Raw genomic sequence first — 22,956 nt, forward strand, 5'->3', positions numbered from 1 at the left:
TCGGCTACAATCTTCCCATCAAGCAAGTTTGCGAGGGAGTATGCCAGCATGATCTGTCCCCATTGCCATTCCGAAAACCGCGACGGCGCGAGGTTCTGCAACGAGTGCGGCATGCCGCTTACGGGCAAGATCGCCGAGCTCGCCACGGCCGCCGACCGGGCCGAGGGCGAGGAATCCGCCCCCGCGCCGGAGCCCGCGCCCGACGAGCAGGCCGTCTCCGAGCCCGAAGCGGCCGCCCCGGCCGACGAGGAGCCCGCCCGCCCCCGGAAGGGCGCGCGCCCGGGCGCCTCGGGCCCGCTCGATCCCGCGAGCCTGCCCGTCATCGACGTGGCCGGCGTGAACGTCGACGAGAACGGCAACGCGTTCGACTTCAGCCCCATCGGCGAGGAGGATGCCGCCGAGAGGCCCGAGGCCGCACGCGCCGCCGACGATCTCGCCCCCTTCGTTCCCAAGCGCCCCGATGACGAGGGCGTCGCCGCCGACCTCTCGGGCCTCGACGAATGCCTCGTGGACGCGAGCTACGTGCCGCCCGCGGCCTCGTGGCGCTCCGGCGACACGATGGAGATGCCGCGCATCGACGGTGCCGCCGCCCCGAAGCAGAAGGAGTTCCGCGCGCCCGACGCCAACGAGAAGAAGGGTGGCAAGGGCAAGGCCGCGCTCATCGCGCTGCTGTGCCTGCTCGCCATCGGCGGCGCGGCGGCCGGCGTCACCTACTACCTGGAGATCTGGGGCGGCAAGATGCTGCCCGACGTGGTGGGCATGACCCAGACCGACGCCGTCTACGCGCTCGAGGGCAAGGAGTTCGCCGTGCGCGTCGAGCAGGTGAAGTCCGACGACACGGAGGGCGTCGTGCTGTCCATGGAGCCCGGCGCCGGCGCGCGCCAGGAGCAGGGCACCGAGGTGCTCGTGCGCGTGGCGACGGCCCGCGTCATCCCGGAGGGCATCGTGGGCCGCCAGCGCGACGAGGCGGTGGGGCTGCTCGAGGACGAGGGCTTCGGGAACGTGTCGTTCAAGATCGAGAAGTCCAACGAGCGCGAGGGCGTCGTGCTGGCCGTCGACCCCGCGCCCGGCTCGAAGGCCCTCTCCGCCGCGCCGATCACGGTGACCGTGTCCCAGGCCTACGTCGTCCCCGACGTGGCTGGCAAAACGTGGGACGAGGCGAAGGCCGCGCTCGAGGCCGAGGGCTACGTCGCCCAGGACGCCTACGTCTACGACGACTCCGTCGCGGCCGGCACCGTCCTCGGCACCGATCCCGCGCCCGGCGAGAAGCTGGCCTCAGGCTCCACGGTGACCGTGAACATCGCGCTCTCGCGCGCGGCCGAGCTCGAGGCCGCCGCGCTCGCCTACCTGCAGGGCGCGGGCACGATCACGCTCGGCGACACCGCCTACGCCATCGACTCGGTGGATGCGGTGGCCTACCAGGGCAGCGAGACGACGTCGTTCACCATCACGGGGCGCGCCATGGCCACGCTCGACGGCGAGACGGTGTACGGCTCGGCGAAGCAGAAGAGCGGCTCGATCGTGTGGGACGCCTCCAACAACGTCGTGAGCATCTCCTAAGGCCGACGTGTCCCAGTCCACCTACCGCGCGCGCGGCATCGTGCTGCGCAAGACGAAGCTCGGCGAGAGCGACCTCGTGGTGACGCTGCTCGCCGAGGACGGCTCGCAGCTGCGGGCGGTGGCGAAGGGCGCGCGCAAGCCGTCGAGCCCGTTCTCCGCGCGGCTGGAGCTGTACTCGGTCGCCGACCTGCTGCTGGCGCGCGGGCGCAGCCTCGACATCGTGAAGGAGGCGCGGCTCGTCGAGAGCAACGAGCGTCTGCGCCTCGACATGGAGCATGCCGCCTGCGCCGCGCCCATGGCGGAGCTGCTCGACCGCGTCACGCAGATGGGGCTCGAGAGCCCGCGCCTGTTCGCGCTCACGTGCGCGGCGCTTCAGAGCCTCGGGCGCGTCGAGGCGGCCCAGGCGCCCGCCGTGTGCGCGGCGCACCTGCTCAAGGCGCTCGCGTTCGCGGGCTTGCGGCCGAGCCTGGACGTGTGCGCGGGATGCGGCCGCGACGTGGCTGCGCCCGCCCTGCCGGCTGACGCGCGCGTGTCGTTTCGCGAGGGCGGCGTGCTGTGCGCCGAGTGCGCGGGGCGGATGGAGGCGCGCGTCGTGCCGCAGGCGACCGTGGACTGGTGCAAGGCGCTCCTCGGATCGACGTTCGATCAGATCGAGGGCATGAGGGCGGGTCCGTCGGAGGCGTTCGGCGCGCTGCGCTTCTGCCAGGAGTGGGTCCGCGAGCACGTGGGCGCGCAGTTGAAATCGTTGAACTTCCTGTTCACCTGCGGGTTGTTCTGAGAAGAGAGGGAATCGCGATCGTGTACACGTACAAGACGCGCGGGACGTGCTCCCGCGAGATCCATATCGAGCTCGACGGCGACACGGTGTCGCACGTCGACTTCGTGGGAGGCTGCGACGGCAACCTCAAGGCCATCTCGAAGGTGGTGGCCGGCATGCCGGTGGAGCGGGTGGCGGAGCTGTTCGAAGGCAACACCTGCGGACGCCGCTCCACCTCCTGCGTCGACCAGCTGGTGCGCGGCCTGAGGGAAGCCCAAGCCGCGCAGTAAGCTCTGCTTGTCATCCTGCGGGTCGAACGTAGGGCAAGGGCTCTGCCCTTGCCGGCGATCCGGTCCCCTTCATGCAGCCGTGTAGGCCCAGAGGGCGCGGCACTGCCCGATGACGACGTCGAAGTCCCAAGCCTTCGCCGTTCGCTCGGGGCTGTTCGGGTCGCGCACGACGAGGCGGCCGTCCTTGTCCACGCCGGCGAGCACGATGAAGTGCCCGGTCGTGGTGAAGTCGCCGGGACCGACGCTGCATACCACGGGCGATCCCGCCGCCAGCGCGCGGCGGATGCTCCCCTCGTCGGCCGGCAGCTCCTCGGCGGCAAGGCCGACCTCGGCCGCGCCTTCGGTCATGAACGCCCAGGCGGTGCCGTCGGGCGTGGCGCAGCCCATCTGCTCGGAGAGCGCCGCGAGGTCGGCCGGACCCCTGTCGTCGCGCCCGGTGAGCGCCACGTACGCCATGGCCAGGCACGTGGGGCCGCAGCCCGTCTCGCCGAAATCGTCCCCGGCGTAGGACGTCTGCGCCCACGCGGGATCGCGCTGGTAGAGCTCGGGTACCTCGCCGGCTCGCCATTGGTCGCGCGGCGTGCTCTGCGGGGCGGCCGGGGATCCCGCGCCCGGCTCCTGCGCGCCGGCGACGAGCCCGCCGAGCGTCGACGCGGCGAACCAGCAGCCGCCGACGAGGACGCAGGCGAGCGCTGCGATGAGGGCGATGCGCCTCGTCGGCAGCCGCCTTTGGGCGAAGAGGGGCCTTGTGCGCCGTCTGCACGGCGGCGACCAGGCGGCGCGGTCGTAGCGGCCGGAAGGGGAGGGCCGCCTCGACGAGGCGGCCGCGCGTCCGAACGAGTTCGAGTAGGTCATGAGCAGGCTCCTTTCGCGTTTCCCTTTCGATTTTCGCGCCCGCCCGCCCCTGCGTCCCAGAAGAACCGTCAACCGATCCCTTAAGTTTTCCTGAAGCGCGACGGCCTCCGATCGTCTCGTGTCGAAGGCTTTGCGCCGCTCGCGGCCTGGCGCGCGAAAAACCGGGGTTCGTGGCAGAAATCGACGGGAAATGATCATCGCCAAGTGGCCCTATTGCGGCACAGGGATGCATCGCCTCGCTGAACAGGGATGATGAGGACGCGCGGGATCGCCTCGCTCGCTTCGATCCGCTTTTGGCGCTCCAGATGATCATTTCCCGTCGATTTCTGCCACGAAGGGCCGTTTTTCGCGCACTGGGACGGGTTTCTCAGCACGGATGTTCTGGCTCCCTCCTTTTACGACGCAATCGATGCGCGTCGGGGGGGGGATGCACGCGAATCGGGCCCTCTCGACACGAAAACCCTCGACGTGAAAGGATCCTGACGGACTGTGTGGACGCCGGCTTCTCGCGATCTGGGAAAACGTCGAAAGACCACCGCTTTGGGGAGCCGCCTCCCGTCTCGTTCCTCTTCCGAGTCTTTCACGTCGAGGGTTTTCGTGTCGGACAGCCGCGGTTCGCGTGCAGGAGAACGCGGTCGCCGGGTTATGGGTTAGGCGGAAAGTCAGCACGGACGTTTCATGCGAAACGTCGCAGCCGCAGGGGAAGGCGGGTTATCTTAAGTTTTCCTTAATTGCCCGTCGCTCGCGCACTTGCGTTCGCCGCCTGCGGATACAATGGATGCAGAAGGGAATGCGGGCGAAGGGAGCGCTGGTGGAGGAGCGGAAGCGGGTGGCGGTCTGCGACGACGAGCGGGCCATCGCCGATTTGGTGGGGCAGCTGCTCGCCGAGACGGGCATCGAGCCCTGCGTGTTCTATGCCGCAGACGACCTCCTGGCCGCGCTCGCGAAGGAGCCGTGCGACCTCGTGGTGCTCGACATCATGATGCCGGGCATGGACGGCTTCTCCTGCTGCCGCGAGATCCGGCGCACGAGCGGCGTGCCCATCATCTTCCTCACCGCGAAGGACGAGGAGGTGGACAAGGTGGTGGGCTTCGAGCTGGGCGCCGACGACTACGTGGTCAAGCCCTTCAAGCCCCGCGAGCTCGTGGCGCGCGTGCGGGCCCGCCTGCGCCGCGCGGCCGTTCCTGCCGCCCGCGACGCGGCCCGGCCCGTGCTCGAGGCGCGCGGCATCGCGCTCGACGAGTCGGCCTTCACGGCGACGCTGCACGGCGAGCCGCTCGCGCTCACGCCCAAGGAGTTCGCCATCCTCGCGTGCCTCCTGCGCGCCGAGGGCCGGCCCGTGGCGTCGCGCGAGCTGTTCGAGGAGGTGTGGCGCGAGGAGGCCAACGCGCAGTCCAACAACACGGTGATGGTGCACATCCGGCATCTGCGCAAGAAGCTGGCCGCCGTCGACTCGTCGCAGGAGTTCGTCGAGACGGTGTGGGGCGTGGGCTACAAGCTGGGCTGACGGCCCGGGGAAGGCGGCGATGCAATGCAGCAGCGGTACGCGGTCGAACAGAAGAGGCTCCTCAGAAGGTCGGTGCTCGGGCGGCTCGTGCTCCAGGCGCTCGCCTTCACGGCGGCGTGCCTCGTCGCGCTCGCGATGGTCGAGGTCGTCAAGCTGCCGCTGTCGAACTTCGTGTTCTACAACATCCTGGGCGGCTCGGGCTTCTACTACCTGCTGGCGGACGCGTTCTGGTGGCTGCTCGCTGCCGGGTACGCGGCGGGGCTGTTCCTCATCGTGCGCGCGGGCGTCAACCGGTCGCTGCGCTACTTCGACCTGCTGATCTCCTCGGTCGAGGACGTGCTCGCCAAGCGGGAGGGCTCGATCCGGCTCCCGCTGGAGCTGGCGCCCACCGCCGCCGCGCTCAACGAGATAAAGGAGCAGGCCGACCAGAGCGACCGCGCCGCGAAGGCGGCCGAGGAGCGCAAGAACGAGCTCGTGGCCTACCTGGCCCACGACATCAAGACGCCGCTCACCTCGATCGTCGGCTACCTCACGCTGCTCGACGAGTCTCCCGACCTGCCGGTGGAAGTGCGAAGCCGCTACACGGGCATCACGCTGGAGAAGGCGTACCGCCTAGAGGAGCTGCTCGACGAGTTCTTCGAGATCACGCGCTACAACCTGCATGCCATCCCCATCGAGCGCTCGCGCTTCGACGGCGCGCTGTTCTGCAACCAGGTGATCGAGGAGTTCTTCCCGCTCGCCGAGGCGCGGGGCCTGAGGCTGGTCTATGACGGGCCGGCCGAGCTCTCCGTGTTCGCCGACGCGGGCAAGGTGGCGCGCGTGCTCAACAACGTGATGAAGAACGCCGTGGCCTATGCCGACCCCGGCACCGACGTGGCGGTGCGCACCTCGCTCGCCACGGGGGCCGACCGGTTCGTGTGGTGGGAGCTCACGGTGACCGACCGCGGGCGCGAGCTCACGCCGCAGCATCTCGAGCGCATCTTCGAGAGGTTCTACCGCGCCGACGAGGCCCGCGGCGCGCAGGCGGGGGGCGCGGGCCTCGGCCTGGCTATCGCGCGCGAGACGGCGCGGGCCCACGGCGGCGACATCTACGTCGCGAGCGATGCGGGCACGACGTCGTTCACCATCTGGATCCCCCAGGGCCCGAGCGTGGCCTAGGGAAGCGCTGCCGGTGCTCCGTAGGGCAAGGGCCCTGCCCTTGCCGCTCAACGTCGTAATCCGGCAAGGGCAAAACCCTTGCCCTGCGGAAGGCGTTTCCCCTGTCCGGCGGCTATGCGCTATACTGGTGCCGATGTGGTGTGCGCGGGTGCGGCGAGGCTTTGCGGAGCCTGGGCGGAGGAGGGGCGCGGTGGACGTTCTCACCCATGTGAACGTGGGCTTGTTCCCGGCGGTGCTCGTCGCCGTCATCTTCGGTGATTCGCTGTTCACCGGCGCGCGCGACCTCGAGAGCCGGCTGTTCCGCGCGCTCGCGCTCGTGCTTTTGGGCACGCTGGCCGCCGAGGCCGCGAGCTGGGTGGTGGGCGCGGCCTTCGCGCCCGACGAGGGGCCCCTGCGCGCGGCGATGGCCGTCTACCTGCTCTTCTCCTGCGCCGTGAGCCTTCTGTGGCTGCTCTACGTGCTGGCGAAGATGCGCGGCGCCTCCCGCCCCTCCCAGCTGCGCCGACCCGCCGTCCTCTGCGGAGCGGCCTTCGCGCTGTGCGTCGCGGCGGTGGCCGCGGGGGTGCTCACGGATACGCTGTTCGATATCGACGGGCAGGAGTACGTGCGCGGGCCGCATGTCGCGGTGCTCTACGCGGTCATGGCGGCGGCGCTTCTGTGCGCCGTGGCCATGCCTTTGCTGCGCTGCGCCTCCACGGCCTCGCTCGCTCGCCGCCGCCAGTACGCGAGCCTCGCGCTGATAGGCGCGATCCCCGTCGCGGGGCTTCTGCTCCAGAGCCTCTGGAGCGTCTGGTGGGCGGTCTGGCCGCTTGACGCCATCGCGCTTCTGCTTGCCTACGTGGGCATCCAGAACGTGCGCATATCGGTGGACGCGCTCACGGGCCTGCTCAACCGCGCGGGCTTCGACGAGCGTCTGGCCGCGCGCTGGGCGCGCATGGACGGCCCGTGGTGCGTGATCATGGTCGACCTCGACGAGTTCAAGGCCGTGAACGACCGCTACGGCCATGCCTTCGGCGACGAGGCCCTGTGCCGCACGGCTGACGCCCTGCGCGACGCGTTCGGGGAGGGCGACGCCTGCGTCGCGCGCTTCGGCGGCGACGAGTTCGCCGTCATGACGTCCTGCGAGGGCGAGGAGGGCATGCGCCGCGCCATCGGGCGGCTGCACGAGGCGATGGCGCGCGCTACGGCGGGCCTACGCGTTGGCGCGCTCACGTGCAGCGCCGGCGGCGCTTTGTGCGACAGGGCCGCGCAGACCGACGCGGAGGACCTGCTGGCCGCCGCCGACAGGGCGATGTATAAGGAGAAGGACCGCCGCCGCGCGGACGCGAAGGGGGGCGACGCGCGATGAACGGGTTCGCCTACGCCCAGGCCGACTTCGTCCCGGCCCTCGCGCTTGCGGTGGTGCTCGCCAACTCGCGCGGGCGCCTGCCGTTCTCCCGGACGAACCGCCTGTTCCAGCTCATGGTTGCGCTCACCATCGGCGAGCTCGTCCTCGACATCGCCTGCTCGTTCGCGGCCGGCGGGGGGCCGGGCGCGCCGCTCGCCCTTGCCTGGACGCTCAACGTGGCGTTCTACTCCCTGGGCGGCGTGCTGTCGTTCCTCTGGTTCACGTTCGTGCGCGCCGCCGTGCGCAACGACGGCACCCTGGCGGCGAAGGACGCCGTCGACATCGCGTCGCTTGCCATATTCGCCAGCTACGAGGCGCTCATCGTGTCGAGCCCCTGGACCCACGCCCTGTTCTCGGTGGATGCCCAGGGCGGCTACCAGCGCGGTCCGCTGTTCGCGTTCATCTTCGCCGTGAGCATCGGCTACGCGGTGGCCTCCGCCGCCTGCGCGCTGCGCGGCCGGCGCGCCTCGTTCGACCCGGTCGTCCGCCGCAGGTGCGCCTACTTCGCCGCGGCGTTCGTGCCCACCGTGGGCGCCGGCGCCGCGCAGACGCTCTTCTCGGGACTGAGCCTGCTCGTGCCCGGTCTGGCGGTGTCGGTGCTGCTGGTGTACCTCGATCTGCAGCGCGGGCTCATGGTATGCGACGGCCTGACGGGACTCTACAACCGCGGACGGCTCGACAGGTTCCTCGCCGAGCGCTGCGCGCGGGGCGGGAGCTGGTGCCTCGCTATGTTCGATGTGGACGGCTTCAAGGAGGTGAACGACTCCTTCGGGCACGCGGAGGGCGACCGGGCGCTGCGCCATGTGGCCGACGTGCTCAAGCATGCCTTCGGGCGCGAGGACGCCTTCATCGCGCGCTTCGGCGGCGACGAGTTCGCCGTGGTGCTGGACGACGCGCGCGACGAGGCGGTCGAGCGGCTCGTGCGCGCCTTCGACGAGGAGCTTGCCGCGAGCACCGAGGGAAGGCTTGAGGCGAGCGTCGGCTGGGCGTTCTTCGATGCGGCCCGCCGTGCGACTCCCGGCGAGCTCATCGCCGCCGCCGACGCCGCCATGTACGCTCGCAAGCGCGCCAGAGGGGCGTGACAAAGGGACGTCCCTTTGTCACGCACTCGCCGGCTTGTGGGCAACCTGTGGCGCGCATCCGCGCGCGCTTGCCGCGGCCTGGGGCTTCGCCTACAATAGGCGAGCTGCGAAAACGCAGGCACTTCCCGCTTGGTCCGCATGCACACCACCGCATGCTCACCCAGAGGGGAGCGCATATCGAAGAAGCGGCGCCGGGAAGGCGACCGCGCATGAAAGGTGGAACAGCATGGCTAGCAAGCTCAGCATCAGCAAGGAGCGCACCGCCGAGCTCGTCAAGGAGTACGGCAAGGGCGAGGGCGACTCCGGCAGTCCCGAGGTGCAGGTGGCGATCCTCACCGAGCGCATCCGCAACCTCACCGAGCACCTCAAGGTGCACAAGAAGGACAACCACACCCGTCGAGGCCTCATGATGCTCCTCGGCAAGCGCCGCGGCCTTCTGAAGTACATCAAGAACCGCGACATCGAGGATTACCGTTCGCTCATCAAGAAGCTCGGTATCCGCGACACCATCTAGCCACGTACGAGAGCCCGCGCGAGCGGGCTCTCGTATACCGCCCGGCCCCGATGGGGGAGGGCGGTTCGGAAAGCGCAGCCGGAAGCGGAAGCTTCCTTCTGTATAGAGCGGTCGGGCGCGCAAGGGCGCGCCTGCTCGCGGCGGCCGGCATAGGAGCCGGCGCGTCGAAGAAGCTTGGCCGCACTAGGGCGTCCAAGGCAGAAGAGAAAGAAAGCAGAACATGGAAAAAATCGTCGAATCCTTCGAACTGTACGGCAAGGAGTACCGCCTTGAGACGGGCGAGCTCGCCAAGCAGGCCACCGGCTCGGTCCTCGTGACGCAAGGCGACACGACCGTGCTGGTGACGGCTGTCATCGGCCAGGAGAAGGACTATGACTTCTTCCCGCTCACGGTGGACTTCATCGAGAAGATGTACGCCGTGGGCCGGATCCCGGGCGGCTACCTCAAGCGCGAGGCGCGTCCGTCCGACAAGGGCACGCTCACGGCCCGCATGGTGGACCGCCCCATACGCCCCGGCTTCGTGGACGGCTTCAAGCGCGAGGTGCACGTGGTGTGCACCACCCTCGTGGTGGACAGCGTGAACCCGCCCGACACCGTCTGCGTGATGGGCGCCTCCGCGGCCCTCATGCTGGGCGCCGCGCCCTTCGACGGCCCGGCCGCCTGCGTGCGCATCGGGCGCGACGTGGAGACCGGCGAGTTCATCGTGAACCCCACGTTCGAGGAGTCCGAGAACTCCGACCTGGAGCTCACCATCGCCGGCACGGCCGACTACATCTCCATGGTGGAGGCCGGCGCCGAGGAGATCTCCGAGGACGACATGCTGGCCGCCATGACCTTCGGCCAGGAGGCCATCGCCGCGTTCTGCGAGGTGCAGCAGCGCTTCCTCGACCGCGCGAGCATCGAGCCGGTGGAGTGGGAGGTCCATGTGGCCGACCCGTCCATCGCAAGCCGCGTGGCCCCGTTCGAGGCCGAGATGTCCGCGGCCCTGCACGACGCCGACAAGCACTCACGCATGGCCAAGGTGGAGGCGCTCAAGGACCGCGTCAAGGCCGAGCAGTTCTCCGACGAGGAGCGCGCGGCCTGGAAGGGCGACATCGCCGCCGAGCTCAAGAAGCTCGAGAAGAAGGCCATGCGCGCCATGGTCATCGCCACCGGCGAGCGCGCCGACGGCCGCCGCCCCGACGAGATCCGCCCGCTCTACATCAAGCCGGGCTACCTGCCCCGCGTGCACGGCTCGGGCCTGTTCCAGCGCGGCCAGACCCAGGTGCTCTCGGTGGTGACGCTCGGCATGCTCAACGAGTGGCAGCGCCTCGACACCATCGACCCGGCCGAGGGCAAGCGCTACATGCACCAGTACAACTTCCCGCCCTACTGCACCGGCGAGGCCGGCCGCATGGGCGCGCCGAAGCGCCGCGAGATCGGCCACGGGGCGCTCGCCGAGCGCGCGCTTCTGCCGGTGATCCCCAGCGAGGACGACTTCCCCTACGCCATCCGCGTGGTGTCCGAGGTGCTCGAGTCCAACGGCTCGTCGTCCATGGCCTCCACCTGCGGAAGCACGCTCGCCCTCATGGACGCCGGCGTGCCCATCGCCGCGCCCGTGTCCGGCATCGCCATGGGGCTCATCAAGGAGGGCGACGACGTGGTCATCCTCTCCGACATCCAGGGCATCGAGGACTTCCTCGGCGACATGGACTTCAAGGTGTGCGGCACCGAGAAGGGCATCACGGCGCTCCAGATGGACAACAAGGCCCGCGGGCTTTCCGTCGACATCCTGGCCCGCGCGCTCGCACAGGCCAAGGAGGGCCGCGCCCACATCCTCGACGCCATGATCGAGACCATCTCCGCGCCGCGCGAGGAGCTCTCGCAGTTCGCGCCGCGCATCGAGACCATCCACATCCCCGTGGACAAGATCCGCGACGTCATCGGCAGCGGCGGCAAGGTGGTCCGCGGCATCCAGGAGGAGACGGGCGCCCAGATCGACATCCAGGAGGACGGCACCATCCACATCGCCGCCATCGAGGGCCCGGCGGGAGATGCCGCCAAGGCCATGATCCTCGGGATCGTCAAGGAGCCCGAGGTGGGCGAGGAGTTCGACGGCGAGGTCGTGGGCATCAAGGACTTCGGCGCGTTTATCAAGCTCACGCCCGGCAAGGACGGCCTGCTGCACATCTCGCGCGTGGCCAACGGCCGCGTGGGCAAGGTGGAGGACGTGCTCGCGCTCGGCGACGTCGTGAAGGTGAAGGTGCTCGAGGTGGATCCGGGCTCGGGCAAGATCTCGCTCGACCGCCTCGACAAGCCGGACGCCCCCGAGGGCTCCGCGCCCGCCCGCAGCGAGCGCGGCGACCGCCCGCGCCGCGAGGACCGCGGCGATCGGGACAACCGCCCGGGCCGCAGCGGCCGCAACAGCGGCAGCGGCAATGGCAACGGCGGCCGCACCCCGCGCCGCCGCCACGACGCGTAAAGGCCCCGCTTCTCAAAGCGCATCCGACGTCGAGCGGGCCCCAGGCTGCCTGGGGCCCGCTCGATTCTCAGTGCGCGAGCGAAACCTGGAAGAGGGCGATCGCGAACAGGACGATCGACAAGATGATGACGATCATCCCGTTGCGCCTCGTCTTGGAAACCTGGCCGGGCTCGCCCCTCCGGTCCTTCTTGGTCGCCGTCGCCGGCGCCGCCACCATGAAAACGCCGAAGCCCAGTACGACGATGGGGAAGATCAGCATAAGGACATAGTACATCGAAACAGCCTTTCTCTCTCGGGCACCCGATCCCGGGCGAAGCCGCTTTTCCGGCACTTCGGAAAAGTATAGGGGATTCATAGGATTACCCTGCGCGAACCGCCCGTGATGAAACTGAAATTTTAACGACGCACGCAGGGCCTCCCATGCCATTCGAGACGGCGAGGCGGGTGCCCGGCGGCTCGCCGTGGTAGGATGACGCTAAACGTTGAGCGAAAGGCAGGTTGCATCATGATCAAGGTGGCGGTTTCCGGGTGCGCGGGGCGCATGGGCACGGCGGTGGTCGACGCGGTGCGCGCGGCCGACGACATGGAGCTCGTGTGCGGCATCGACCCGCACGGCGCGCAGGATGCGGGCTTTCCCGTGTATCCGACGGTGGCGGCGGCCATCGAGGCGTGGACGTTCGACGTGCTCGTGGACTTCACGCAGCCCGCGGTCGTGGCGGCCAACCTGCGCGAGGCGCTGCCGGCCGGCATCGACTGCGTCGTGGGCACGACAGGGCTCTCCAACGATACGCTCGAGGAGCTCGCCGCGCTCGCGCCCGAGGGCACGTGCCTGTTCTACGCGCCCAACTTCACGACGGGCGCCGTGCTCATGATGGAGTTCGCGAAGGCGGCCGCGCCGTACTTCCCCGAGGCCGAGGTCATGGAGTTCCATCACTGCAACAAGAAGGACGCGCCCTCGGGCACGGCGGTGCGCACGGCCCAGATCATCGCAGAGGCCCGCGACGGCCGCGCGAGCGAGGCGCCGGGCAACGAGACGGAGATCGAAGGCTGCGAGGGCGCGCGCGGCGCGCTCGTGGAGGGCGTGCCCGTGCACTCGGTGCGCTCGATGGGCTACGTGGCCAGCCAGGAGGTCGTGTTCGGCTCGTTCGGGCAGACGCTCTCCATCCGCCACGACAGCTGGGACCGCGGCTCCTACATGCCGGGAGTCCTTCTGGGCATCCGCAGCGTGGGCGGCCGTTCGGGCCTGATTGTAGGTTTGGAGAACTTCATGGCGCGCTAGCGCCCGACATGGCATAATAGCTGCACGAGTACGATTGTTCGATGAGCGCTGCGCGAAGGCCGCGCAGGTGGAAGGCAAGGTGGACGCATGTCGCAAGAGCCCCGTTTCGGCCGCATGATACCGGCCATGGTCACGCCGTTCGACGAGAACCGCGATCTCGACCTGGACAAGGCGCAGGCGCTCGCCGCCCGCCTCGTGGACGGCGGCAGCGACTCGCTCATCATCAACGGCACGACGGGCGAGAGCCCGACCGTGTTCTATCCGCAGAAGATGAAGCTGTTCAGCGCCGTGGTGGAGGCCGTGGGCGACCGCGTGCCCGTCATCGCCAACGTCGGCGACAACTGCACGGCCGACACGGTGGATTTCGCCCGCGACGTGGAGAAGCTCGGCGTGGACGGCTTCATGTGCGTGGTGCCCTACTACAACAAGCCCCCGCAGGAGGGCATGTACCGGCACTTCCGCACCATCGCCGACGCGGTGGAGCTGCCCATCATCCTGTACAACATCCCGGGCCGCTGCGTGGTGAACATGGAAGCGGAAACCACCCTGCGCCTCGCGCGCGACTGCGCCAACGTCGTGGCCGTGAAGGAGGCGTCGGGCAAGATGGACCAGATCAAGGCCATCGTCGAGGGCGCGCCGGAGGGTTTTTGCGTGTACTCGGGCGACGACTCGGCCACGCTCGACATCATGAGGCTGGGAGGCGCCGGGGTCATCTCGACCATCGGCAACGTGGCGCCCGCGCGCATGAAGGAGATCGTGGATCTGTGCGCCGTCGGCGACTGGGATGCCGCCGCCCAGGCCAACGAGCGCCTGATGCCGCTCATGACGGGGCTGTTCGAAACGTCGAACCCCATCCTCGTCAAGGAGGCCCTGAAGCTGCTCGGCTTCCCGGTGGGAGGCGTGCGCCTGCCGCTCGTGGACGCCACGCCCGAGCAGTCCGAGCGCCTGGCCGGCATCATGCGGGAAGTCGGCGTGCTGTAGGCGCGCCGCACGGAAGAGGGAAGAGAGCGCGGGCGGCGACGCCCGCGCATGAATATAAGGACATCGCGCGCACCGCGCGGAGAGGTCGGCATGCCCGGCCTTGCGCTGCATGAAGCGGCCCGCGAAGCGCGCAGAGAAGCGAAGGAAGCATATGGAACAGCAGAACAACGAGCGCCCCGAGCGCGAACAGGGCCGCGGGCAGCGCAACCGCTCGCAGGGCGGCAAAGGCGCCGCCCGCGCGGCCGAGGACAAGAAGACGCGCTCGTACAAGCACGTGCAGCTCGAGCACAAGCGCCCCCAGCTCTCGAAGGGCGCGCAGGGCCAGGGCGGCCAGCAGCGGCAGGGAGGCCAGCAGAACGCGCGGCGCGACTTCGCCTCGCCGAAGAAGGACCCGAACGCCGCGCTCAAGATCATCCCGCTCGGCGGCCTCGACGCCATCGGCAAGAACATGACCGTGTTCGAGTGCAAGGGCGACATGATCCTCGACGACGCGGGGCTCATGTTCCCCGACGACAACCACCCGGGCGTCGACCTCATCCTGCCCGACTACACCTACGTGCTCGAGAACGCCGACAAGCTGCGCGGCATCATCATCACGCACGGCCACGAGGACCACACGGGCACGCTGCCCTACCTGCTCAAGGACCTCGACCGGAGCGTGCCCATCTACGGCACGAAGATGACGCTCGGCCTCATCGAGGGCAAGTTCGCCGAGCACAAGATCAAGAACGCGAAGCTCATCGAGATCAAGCCCGGCGACCAGATCAAGCTCGGCTGCTTCACGGCCGAGTTCTTCGCCGTGAACCACTCCATCCCGGGCGCGGTGGGCGTGTTCTTCCAGAGCCCGGCCGGAAACGTGCTGCACACGGGCGACTTCAAGCTCGACCAGACGCCCATCGACGGCGTGACCACCGACTTCGGCGCGCTCTCCAAGTTCAGCCAGATGGGCGTCGACCTCATGATGAGCGACTCCACCAACGCCCAGAACCCCAACTTCACGCCTTCCGAGGCCGAGGTGGGCAAGGAGCTGGCCAAGATCATCGCCCAGGCGAAGGGCCGCGTCATCATCGCCTCGTTCGCGAGCCACATCCACCGCATGCAGCAGATCTGCGACGCGGCGGTGGCCAACGGCCGCAAAGTGGTGGTCACGGGCCGCTCGATGATCCAGAACACCGACATCGCGCGGCGCCTCGGCTACCTCAACATCTCCGACGCGGACATCCTGGACGCCTACGACCTCAAGGGCATCCCCGCCGACCAGGTGGTCATCATGTGCACGGGCAGCCAGGGCGAGCCGCTCTCGGCGCTCGCGCGCATCGCCAACGGCGAGCACCGCACCATCCAGATGGACGAGGGCGACACCGTCATCGTGTCGGCCACGCCGGTGCCCGGCAACGAGAAGGCGGTCACGCGCGTCATCAACGGCCTAGCCAAGATCGGCGCGGACGTCTACGACAAGAACCGCGCGCGCGTGCACGTGTCCGGCCACGCCGGCGCCGAGGAGCTGAAGCTCGTGCTGTCCATCGTCCGGCCCAAGGCCTTCATGCCGGTGCACGGCGAGGCCACGCACCTGCGGGCCCACGCCCGTTTGGCCGAGGCCACGGGCGTGCCGTCGGACAACGTGTTCATCTGCGAGAACGGCGAGTCGCTCGAACTGACGGCCCGCGGCGTGCGCCGCGGCGAGACCGTGCAGTCGGGCATCGTGTTCGTGGACGGCCTGTCGGTGGGCGACACCTCGCAGGACGTCCTCGACGAGCGCAGCGCGCTCGCGGCCCAGGGCTTCGTGGCCGTGGCGGCCGCGGTGTCCGGCAAGCGCAAGGACGTCGCCGGGAGCGTGCAGGTGGAGATGCACGGCATCACGGGCGGCGACGACGAGTTCCTCGTGCGCGAGGCGCAGACCACCGTGCGAAACGCCCTCCTTCGCCAGCTCGGCAAGGCCGGCGGCCAGAAGGAGCTCAAGAAGGCCGGCCGCGACGCGCTTCTGTCGCTTCTGTGGGAGCGCACGAAGACGCGTCCCATGGTGGTGGTGAACTTGCTGGAGGTTTAGGCTATAATAGCCGCATGCGCTTCCGCGCGCATGCGGCCGTGAGCGGCTGAAACACACTCGTCAAACGCAGAAGAAACGCAGCACGAAGGAGACAGGGCGTGGCCCGACAGTCAGCATCCGCACAGAGTTCGAAGGGGAGCAAGCCGTCTTCCAAGCCGAAGGCGCGCGCGTCCTCCCCGGCACAGAAGCAGGCCCAGAAGGGAAGGGCGTCCCGCGCGCAGGCGGTCGAGCAGCCGCGCCTGTTCGACGAGCGCGTCCGCCGCGACATCACGGGGGTGGCGATCTCCGTGCTCGCCGTCGTGCTGTTCGTGGCCGCGGTGATGCCCTCGAGCGCCATCGTCACGTCCTTCGTGTCCCAGGCCCTGCACCTCACGCTGGGCCTCGGGGCCTACCTGCTGCCGTTCTTCCTGCTCGTCATCGGCGCGAGCTTCCTCGCGCGCTTCGAGCGCGAGCGCGTTCCTCTGCGCGTGGCCGTGGGCCTCGTCATGATCTTCGTCGCGGTGCTCGCGCTCCTGGCGCTGTTCACGCCCCAGCCTACGCCCGACTCGACGGAGCTTCTGTTCGAGCCCGACCAGCTGGCCGCCCGCGGTGGCTACGTGGGGGCGGGCATCGCCTGGGCGGGCCTGAGCCTGTTCGGGCAGGCGGTGTCGTGCATCATCCTGGCCGGCGTCATCCTGGCGGGCCTCGTGGTCATCGGGTTCTCGCTTTCCAAGCTCGTCGAGCGCGTGCAGGACGCCCGCGCCGCGCGGGCGGAGGAGGACGCGGCGGCCGACGTGCTGGCGGCCCCGCCTTTCGCGCGCGTGAAGCGCTCCTCGAGCGCCAAGGTGCCCGTGGTGCCCACGATGGGGGAGGCCTTCGAGGCGGGCGCGACCAACGTGCTGCCGCGCGAGGCCGGCAAGGAGCGCCCCTCGAAGCCCCGCCGGGCCTCGCAGTCCCTCTCGTCGCAAGCAGCGGCCACCCGCCGTCTGCCCGCCGAAACGGTCGGCGACGCCCCGCAGGCGCTCACGCGCAAGCTCGGCCGCAAGCACGATAAGGACGCCCCGGCCGCGTCCGCGAAATCTTCGGCGGCCTCCACGCCGCTCGCCACCCCGCGTCCCGCCGACGGCTTCACGCTGCCTCCCATGGACCTGCTCGCCACCTCGAAGAACCCCAAGAAGGACCTCGCCAACGACGCCGAGCTCAAGGAGACGGCGCTCTGCCTGCAGGAGACGCTCGAGAGCTTCAGCATCTTCGCCGAGGTCGTGGGCTGGGTGGCCGGCCCCACGGTGACGCTCTTCAAGGTGGACCTGCCCGCCGGCGTGCGCGTGAGCCGCATCACGGCGCTCGAGCAGGACATCGCGCTCGCGCTCGCGGCGCCGGGCGTGCGCATCTTCGCGCCCATCCCCGGCACGAACTACGTCGGCATCGAGGTGCCGAACCGCACGCGCCAGACCGTGCTCCTCGGCGACGTGCTCAAGGACGCGGGGGAGGGCCCCTTGCAGGTGGCCATCGGCAAGGACGTCGAGGGCCGCTCCATCGTGTCCGACCTGGCCAAGATGCCCCACCTGCTCATCGGCGGCACCACGGGCTCGGGCAAGTCGGTGTCGGTGAACGCCATGATCATGTCCATCCTCATGCGCGCCACGCCCGCCGAGGTGCGCTTCATCATGATCGACCCCAAGCGCGTGGAGTTCACGCCTTACAACGGCATCCCGCACCTCTACGTGCCGGTGGTCACCGAGGCCCGCGAGGCCGCGAGCGCGCTGTCGTGGGGCGTGGCGGAGATGGAGCGGCGCCTCAAGGTGTTCTCCAAGGCCGGCGCGCGCAACATCGGCCAGTTCAACGCCAAGGTGCAGGCGGAGATCGCCGCGCAGGAGAAGGCGCGCGCGGCCGGCGAGGAGCCTCCCGCCGGCGAGCTGGGCGCGGAGCTTCCCTATATCGTCATCATCATCGACGAGCTCGCGGACCTCATGATGAACGTGGGCAAGGAGGTGGAGTTCTCCATCAGCCGCATCGCGCAGCTCGCGCGCGCTGCCGGCATCCACCTGATCGTGGCCACCCAGCGCCCGTCCACCAACGTGGTGACGGGCCTGATCAAGGCCAACATCACGAACCGCATCGCGTTCAACGTGGCCTCCGGCATCGACAGCCGCGTGGTGCTCGACACGCCCGGAGCCGAGCGGCTCATCGGCCTCGGCGACCTTCTGCTCTCCAAGCCCGAGTACCCCAAGCCCCAGCGCATCCAGGGCTGCTACGTGTCGGAGGACGAGATCAACGCCGTGGTGGAGATGCTCAAAGAGCAGGGCGAGCCCGAGTACCATTCCGAGATCCTCTCGACGAACCTCATCACGCTCGGCGCGTCGGCACCCGACGGCAGCGGCGGCGGATGCGACAGCGACGACCCCCTCATCTGGGAGGCCGCCGAGATCGTGGTGTCGAGCGGCCTCGGGTCGACCTCGAACATCCAGCGCCGGCTCAAGGTGGGCTATTCGCGCGCAGGGCGTATAATGGACATGTTGGAAGAGAAGGGCGTCGTGGGGCCGCCGAACGGCAGCAAGCCCCGCGAGGTGCTCGTGGACGCCATGGAGCTGGAGACGTTGAAGGCCTTCGAAGCCCATGACGCCGACAGCTCGGACGAATGACGAGGTGGCTCAGGTGACATTCGGAACGATTCTGCGGGAAGCCCGCGAACGCAAGGGGTACGACCTGGCCCAGGCCGCGCGAAGGCTGCGCATCAGGCCCGACATCCTGCGCGCCATCGAGGAGGACGACTTCGCGCGCATGCCCCCGCGCGGCTACGCGCGCAACATGGTGAACGCCTACGCGCGGCTCGTGGGCCTCAACCCCACCGAGATGACGCGCATGTATCTGGACGAGGCCTACGCCTACCAGGTGGGCCGCGCCCGCGACGGCCAGTCGGCGCGCTTCGACGCGGGAGCTTCCGCGAGGGGCGCCTCCTCGTCGCGGCCTGCGCGTCCGCGCGAGCGTGCAGCCCAGCGCCAGGAGGAGCGCCCGCCCCGACAGAACGCGCTCGGCCGCACGATGTACGACGACCGGCGCGACTTCAGCGCGCGCTCCGGCGCGGGCGAGGGGCGTCTCTACGACGAGAGCCGCACGCACCCGAGCCGGCACGCCGCGCTGCCCAACGCCCAGTACACGAACTTCTACGCGGGGCCCAAGGCGCCGAATCCCGTGCAGTCGAAGCTGCCGTTCATCATCGCGGGCGCGGTGATCCTCGTGCTGCTCGTCATCGTGCTCGCGCTCGTGTTCGGCGGGAAGGGGGGCGAAGCGACCGACGACGCGCCGAAGGTGCACGTGTCCGGTCTCACCGACCCCACGCAGACCGAGGGCGGCGAGGGGTCGGAAGGTGCCGCGCAGGAGCCCGTCACGCCGCCGAAGGCCGTGGCGCCGGCGAAGGCGGTGCTCGAGTACGAGGTCGCCTCCGGCCAGACGGCCTACATCGAGACGTACGTGGGCGAGTCTAACGAACTCGACTTCTCGCAGGAGGTCGAGGGGCCGGCGAAGGAGACCTTCGACGTCGATACCACGCTCACGCTCTACACGCCGAACCCGGACGCGGTCACGTTGACGGTGGACGGAGAGGCCGTGGAGCTGACGGACGACGACGGCGACGGCCTGTGGAGCTACACCGTGGACTTCCCCGCCATCCTCGAGCAATGGAAGGCCGACCACCCCGACACGGCCGCGTAAGGCAGGGGGGGCGTCCCCCTGTCACGCCCGTGGACGACCTCTGGAATCCCCGCTCGCGGCGTGAAAATGCGCTATCCTGTTCCGATATGGAAACTACGGGCGGCCCGGGGGCGGGCCGCGTTGCGGGAAAGGAACCTCCATGGCGAAAGAATCCAGCTTCGACGTCGTGTCCACGGTGGACATGCAGGAGATCGACAACGCGTTCCAGCAGGCGAAGAAGGAGCTCGCGCAGCGCTACGATCTGAAGGACTCCGGCGCGGAGATAACGCTCGACAAGGCGGGCAAGACCATGACCGTGGCGGCGCCCGCCGAGTTCGTGGCGCGCCAGGTGGCCGACGTGATCGGCTCGAAGCTGATCAAGCGCGGCATCGACCTGGCCGCCGTCAAGTGGGGCGAGGCCCAGCCGGCCGCCGGCCAGAGCGTGCGCCAGACGGCGACCATCGTCGAGGGCATCGACAAGGAGACGGCTGGAAAGATCAACAAGGACATCAAAGCCGCGAAGTTCAAGGTGAAGGTGCAGATCGAGGGCGACAAGCTGCGCGTGAGCTCGGCGTCGCGCGACGCCCTTCAGGAGGTCATCGCCTTCCTGAAGGGCCAGGACTACGGCCAGCCGCTCCAGTACGTGAACTACCGCTGAGGCCGCGGGATGAAGCGATGCATCAAGGGCGCGCCCGCAGCGCCCGCCGTGGCCTTCGTCACGATGGGCTGCGCCAAGAACGAGGTGGACACCGCCCACATGCGCGCCCGCCTACTTGAGGCGGGCTTCGCGCTTGAGGACGATCCCGAGCGAGCCGACGCGGTGGTGGTGAACACGTGCTCGTTCATCCAGAGCGCCACCGAGGAGAGCATAGAGGCCGTGTTCGACGCGGCGGGGCTGCCCAACGTGAAGGCCGGCGCGCCGCTCGTCGTGGCCGGCTGCATGCCCGCGCGCTACGGCGACGACCTGGCAGAGGAGCTGGTGGAGGCGCGGGCGTTTTTGCCCTGCAGCCGCGAGGACGACATAGCCGCCGTCCTCGCCGAGGCCCTGGGCTATCATCCTGAGAACCGCGCGCCCTCCCAAGCCGCCCCTGCCGCCCCCTTCGCCTACGTGAAGATCTCCGACGGCTGCGACCGCTTCTGCTCGTACTGCACCATCCCGTTCATCCGCGGGCGCTATCGCAGCTTCCCGCTGGCCGACGTCCGCGCGGAGGTGGCGGCCCACGTGGCGGCGGGCACGCGCGAGATCGTGCTCATCGCGCAGGACACGGGCCGCTGGGGCGCCGATTTCGACGAGCCCTCGTCGCTCGGCGAGCTCGTGTCCGCGCTGGCCGAGGAGTTCCCCGACACGTGGTTCCGCGTCATGTACCTGCAGCCGGAGGGCGTGACCGACGCCTACCTCGCCGCCGTCGCGTCGCATCCCAACGTGTGCCCCTATTTCGACATCCCGCTGCAGCACGTGGACGCGGGCATCCTGCGCGCCATGAACCGCACGGGCTCGCGCGCGGAGTTCGAGGCCCTCATCGAGCGCATCCTCGCGCGCGTGCCGGACGCGACGCTGCGCACGACGCTCATCGCGGGCTTCCCCGGCGAGACGGACGGGCAGTTCGAGGAGCTCTGCGACTTCGTGGAGGAGGGCCTGTTCGACTACGTGGGCGTGTTCGCGTACTCGCGCGAGGACGGCACGCGCGCGGCCGGGCTGCCCGGTCAGGTGGACGACGACGAGAAGGCCGACCGCGCGCAGCGTTTGCGCGACCTGGCCGACGGCGTGTGCGTGCCGCGCATCGCCGCGCGCGTCGGGCGCGAGATGGACGTGCTCGTGGAGGGACGCGAGGAGGACGGCCAGCTCTACGGGCGCGCCAGGTGCCAGGCGCCCGAGGTGGACGGCGTCACCTACCTTGAGCGCGGCGAGGCGGGCCAGGTGGTGCGCGTGCGCATCGTCGACACGCTGCTCTACGAGATGGAAGGGGAGTGAGCGCCATGGCCTCGAAGCGCACGGTGCAGGTGAGCCCGACCCCGGCGGACAAGCTGTGGACGCCGGCCAACATCGTCACGCTCGTGCGCATCTGCCTCGTGCCGGTGTTCGTGGTGGCCCTCATCAGCCCCTGGCCGCAGTGGTTCGGCCTGCCGCAGGTGGCCGACGACGCGAAGAGCCTCGTGGCGGCCGGCATCTTCATCCTCATCTCGTGCACCGACTGGCTCGACGGCTACCTGGCGCGCAGCCGCAACGAGGTGACGGACTTCGGCAAGTTCATGGACCCGCTCGCCGACAAGATCCTCGTCGCCGCGGCGCTTCTAGCCCTGGTGGAGCTGGGGTCGCTGCCCAGCTGGGTCGTGCTCGTCATCCTGGCGCGCGAGTTCATCGTGTCGGGGGTGCGCATGGTGGCGGCGAGCGAGGGCGTGGTCATCGCGGCCAGCTGGTACGGCAAGTTCAAGACCGTGTTCCAGATGGTCGCCATCGTGCTGTTCTGCGTGAAGGACTCCTACATGGTGGGCAGCGCGGGCGCGGCGTTCTCCGACGGGCTATGGCTTCTGAGCTGGGGCGTGATGATCGTCGCGCTCGTGCTCACGGTGGTGTCGATGCTCGACTACATCGCGAAGGCGCGCAAGCTCATCGGGCTGGGACGCCCGCGCTCGCGCGAAGCGGAGGAGCTCGAGGAGATGGAGGGGCTCGACGCGCTGGCCGCGCGGGTGCTCGACGCCGCTCGTGCGTCGGGGAGGACGCTCGGCACGGCCGAGAGCCTCACGGGCGGCCTCATCGCGGTGACGCTCACCGACGTGGCCGGCAGCTCGGACGTGGTGCGCGGCGGCGTGGTGAGCTACGCGGCCGAGGTGAAGAGCGACGTGCTGGGCGTGGACGCCGGCGCCATCGAGCGCTTCGGCGTCGTGAGCGCCGAGACGGCGCGCGCCATGGCGGCCGGTGCGCGCCGCGAGCTCGCCTGCGACGCGGCGGTGGCGGTGACGGGCATCGCCGGGCCGGGCGGCGCGGAGCCGGGCAAGCCGGTGGGCACCGTGTGGATCGGGCTCTCGTGCGGCAGGCATGCCGAGGAGCGGCTGTTCTCCTTCGAGGGGAGCCGCGAGGAGGTGCGCCTGGCCACCGTACGCGCGGCCCTCGGGATGCTGCTGGAAGCGCTCGAGGGGGATCCCGCCCGGTGCTGAGCGGCGCGTTGCGGCCTGTGAAGGCGGGCCTTTGAGCTGGGGTGTAAGGTTTCCGCTTGATTTTCGCTGGAAACGCGCTTGATTCCCGCTGGAAACGTGCTGGACGGGCGCTGGAGGCGCGCTTGATCGGCGATGGATCGGGGCGCGGATGCGCTGGACGCGCGCCATGGATGCGCTGGATCGCGTCGTTATACTGTGATTCGGAGTCGTTTCGCGAAAAGGACTTGACCGACAAACATATGTTCGTATAATA

General features: G+C 69.5%; 19 protein-coding genes. 17 read left to right on the forward strand and 2 right to left on the reverse strand.

Annotated elements, in window-relative coordinates; translation table 11 throughout:
• Positions 1-48: 48 nt before the first annotated feature.
• From FX134_RS02205 to FX134_RS02215, 3 genes are read left to right on the forward strand one after another with little or no spacing between them, the layout of a single operon-like run.
• Complete coding sequence (locus FX134_RS02205) at positions 49-1,560, forward strand: PASTA domain-containing protein (protein ID WP_080797337.1); 1,512 nt, start codon at positions 49-51, stop codon at positions 1,558-1,560.
• A 7-nt stretch (positions 1,561-1,567) separates the two neighbouring features.
• Positions 1,568-2,338, forward strand: coding sequence for a DNA repair protein RecO (gene recO, locus FX134_RS02210; protein WP_080797338.1), 771 nt, complete (start codon positions 1,568-1,570; stop codon positions 2,336-2,338).
• 20 nt (positions 2,339-2,358) lie between these two features.
• A complete protein-coding gene (locus FX134_RS02215) occupies positions 2,359-2,607 on the forward strand; it encodes a TIGR03905 family TSCPD domain-containing protein (protein WP_080797339.1) in 249 nt (82 codons plus the stop codon).
• A gap of 69 nt (positions 2,608-2,676) precedes the next feature.
• Here FX134_RS02215 and FX134_RS02220 read toward each other — a convergent pair whose 3' ends face one another.
• The gene (locus FX134_RS02220; RefSeq protein WP_080797340.1) at positions 2,677-3,462 is read right to left on the reverse strand and encodes a C39 family peptidase; all 786 of its coding nucleotides are present in this window, start codon (positions 3,460-3,462) and stop codon (positions 2,677-2,679) included.
• 778 nt (positions 3,463-4,240) lie between these two features.
• Here FX134_RS02220 and FX134_RS02225 point away from each other — a divergent pair.
• From FX134_RS02225 to pnp, 6 genes are all read left to right on the forward strand, one after another.
• Positions 4,241-4,969: a response regulator transcription factor gene (locus tag FX134_RS02225; protein WP_232050812.1), complete on the forward strand. Its 729-nt coding sequence runs from the start codon at positions 4,241-4,243 to the stop codon at positions 4,967-4,969.
• A gap of 24 nt (positions 4,970-4,993) precedes the next feature.
• A complete protein-coding gene (locus FX134_RS02230; RefSeq protein WP_080797341.1) occupies positions 4,994-6,127 on the forward strand; it encodes a sensor histidine kinase in 1,134 nt (377 codons plus the stop codon).
• Between the two features lie 190 nt (positions 6,128-6,317).
• Positions 6,318-7,475, forward strand: a complete 1,158-nt coding sequence (locus FX134_RS02235; protein ID WP_143412111.1) for a GGDEF domain-containing protein — start codon at positions 6,318-6,320, stop codon at positions 7,473-7,475.
• Complete coding sequence (locus tag FX134_RS02240) at positions 7,472-8,596, forward strand: GGDEF domain-containing protein (RefSeq protein WP_080797343.1); 1,125 nt, start codon at positions 7,472-7,474, stop codon at positions 8,594-8,596. Before FX134_RS02235 ends, FX134_RS02240 begins: the two co-directional genes overlap by 4 nt.
• 226 nt (positions 8,597-8,822) lie before the next feature.
• A complete protein-coding gene (gene rpsO, locus FX134_RS02245) occupies positions 8,823-9,110 on the forward strand; it encodes a 30S ribosomal protein S15 (protein WP_080797344.1) in 288 nt (95 codons plus the stop codon).
• Positions 9,111-9,330: 220 nt separating this feature from the next.
• Complete coding sequence (gene pnp / locus FX134_RS02250) at positions 9,331-11,571, forward strand: polyribonucleotide nucleotidyltransferase (RefSeq protein ID WP_080797345.1); 2,241 nt, start codon at positions 9,331-9,333, stop codon at positions 11,569-11,571.
• A 67-nt stretch (positions 11,572-11,638) separates the two neighbouring features.
• On the opposite strand, the gene FX134_RS02255 is transcribed toward pnp, so the two are convergent.
• Positions 11,639-11,845, reverse strand: a complete 207-nt coding sequence (locus FX134_RS02255) for a hypothetical protein (protein WP_080797346.1) — start codon at positions 11,843-11,845, stop codon at positions 11,639-11,641.
• A 231-nt stretch (positions 11,846-12,076) separates the two neighbouring features.
• Here FX134_RS02255 and dapB point away from each other — a divergent pair, with 231 nt between their 5' ends.
• The 8 genes from dapB to pgsA all read left to right on the forward strand — a co-directional run bounded on the left by dapB (position 12,077) and on the right by pgsA (position 22,703).
• Complete coding sequence (gene dapB, locus FX134_RS02260) at positions 12,077-12,850, forward strand: 4-hydroxy-tetrahydrodipicolinate reductase (protein ID WP_080797347.1); 774 nt, start codon at positions 12,077-12,079, stop codon at positions 12,848-12,850.
• Between the two features lie 87 nt (positions 12,851-12,937).
• Positions 12,938-13,831, forward strand: a complete 894-nt coding sequence (dapA, locus tag FX134_RS02265) for a 4-hydroxy-tetrahydrodipicolinate synthase (RefSeq protein WP_080797348.1) — start codon at positions 12,938-12,940, stop codon at positions 13,829-13,831.
• A 151-nt stretch (positions 13,832-13,982) separates the two neighbouring features.
• The gene (locus tag FX134_RS02270) at positions 13,983-15,878 is read left to right on the forward strand and encodes a ribonuclease J (protein WP_172623345.1); all 1,896 of its coding nucleotides are present in this window, start codon (positions 13,983-13,985) and stop codon (positions 15,876-15,878) included.
• Between the two features lie 98 nt (positions 15,879-15,976).
• Positions 15,977-18,499 carry an FtsK/SpoIIIE family DNA translocase gene (locus FX134_RS02275; RefSeq protein WP_080797350.1) on the forward strand — a complete coding sequence of 841 codons (2,523 nt, stop codon included), beginning with the start codon at positions 15,977-15,979 and terminating at the stop codon, positions 18,497-18,499.
• Between the two features lie 13 nt (positions 18,500-18,512).
• Positions 18,513-19,568, forward strand: coding sequence for a helix-turn-helix domain-containing protein (locus FX134_RS02280; protein WP_080803667.1), 1,056 nt, complete (start codon positions 18,513-18,515; stop codon positions 19,566-19,568).
• A 139-nt stretch (positions 19,569-19,707) separates the two neighbouring features.
• On the forward strand, positions 19,708-20,205 hold the full coding sequence (locus FX134_RS02285) for a YajQ family cyclic di-GMP-binding protein (protein WP_080797351.1): 498 nt from the start codon (positions 19,708-19,710) through the stop codon (positions 20,203-20,205).
• Between the two features lie 9 nt (positions 20,206-20,214).
• Positions 20,215-21,519, forward strand: coding sequence for a 30S ribosomal protein S12 methylthiotransferase RimO (rimO, locus tag FX134_RS02290; RefSeq protein ID WP_080797352.1), 1,305 nt, complete (start codon positions 20,215-20,217; stop codon positions 21,517-21,519).
• 5 nt (positions 21,520-21,524) lie between these two features.
• Positions 21,525-22,703: a CDP-diacylglycerol--glycerol-3-phosphate 3-phosphatidyltransferase gene (gene pgsA, locus FX134_RS02295; RefSeq protein ID WP_080797353.1), complete on the forward strand. Its 1,179-nt coding sequence runs from the start codon at positions 21,525-21,527 to the stop codon at positions 22,701-22,703.
• Positions 22,704-22,956: the final 253 nt, after the last annotated feature.

Source organism: Arabiibacter massiliensis (assembly GCF_902386925.1).
Lineage (GTDB): Bacteria > Actinomycetota > Coriobacteriia > Coriobacteriales > Eggerthellaceae > Arabiibacter > Arabiibacter massiliensis.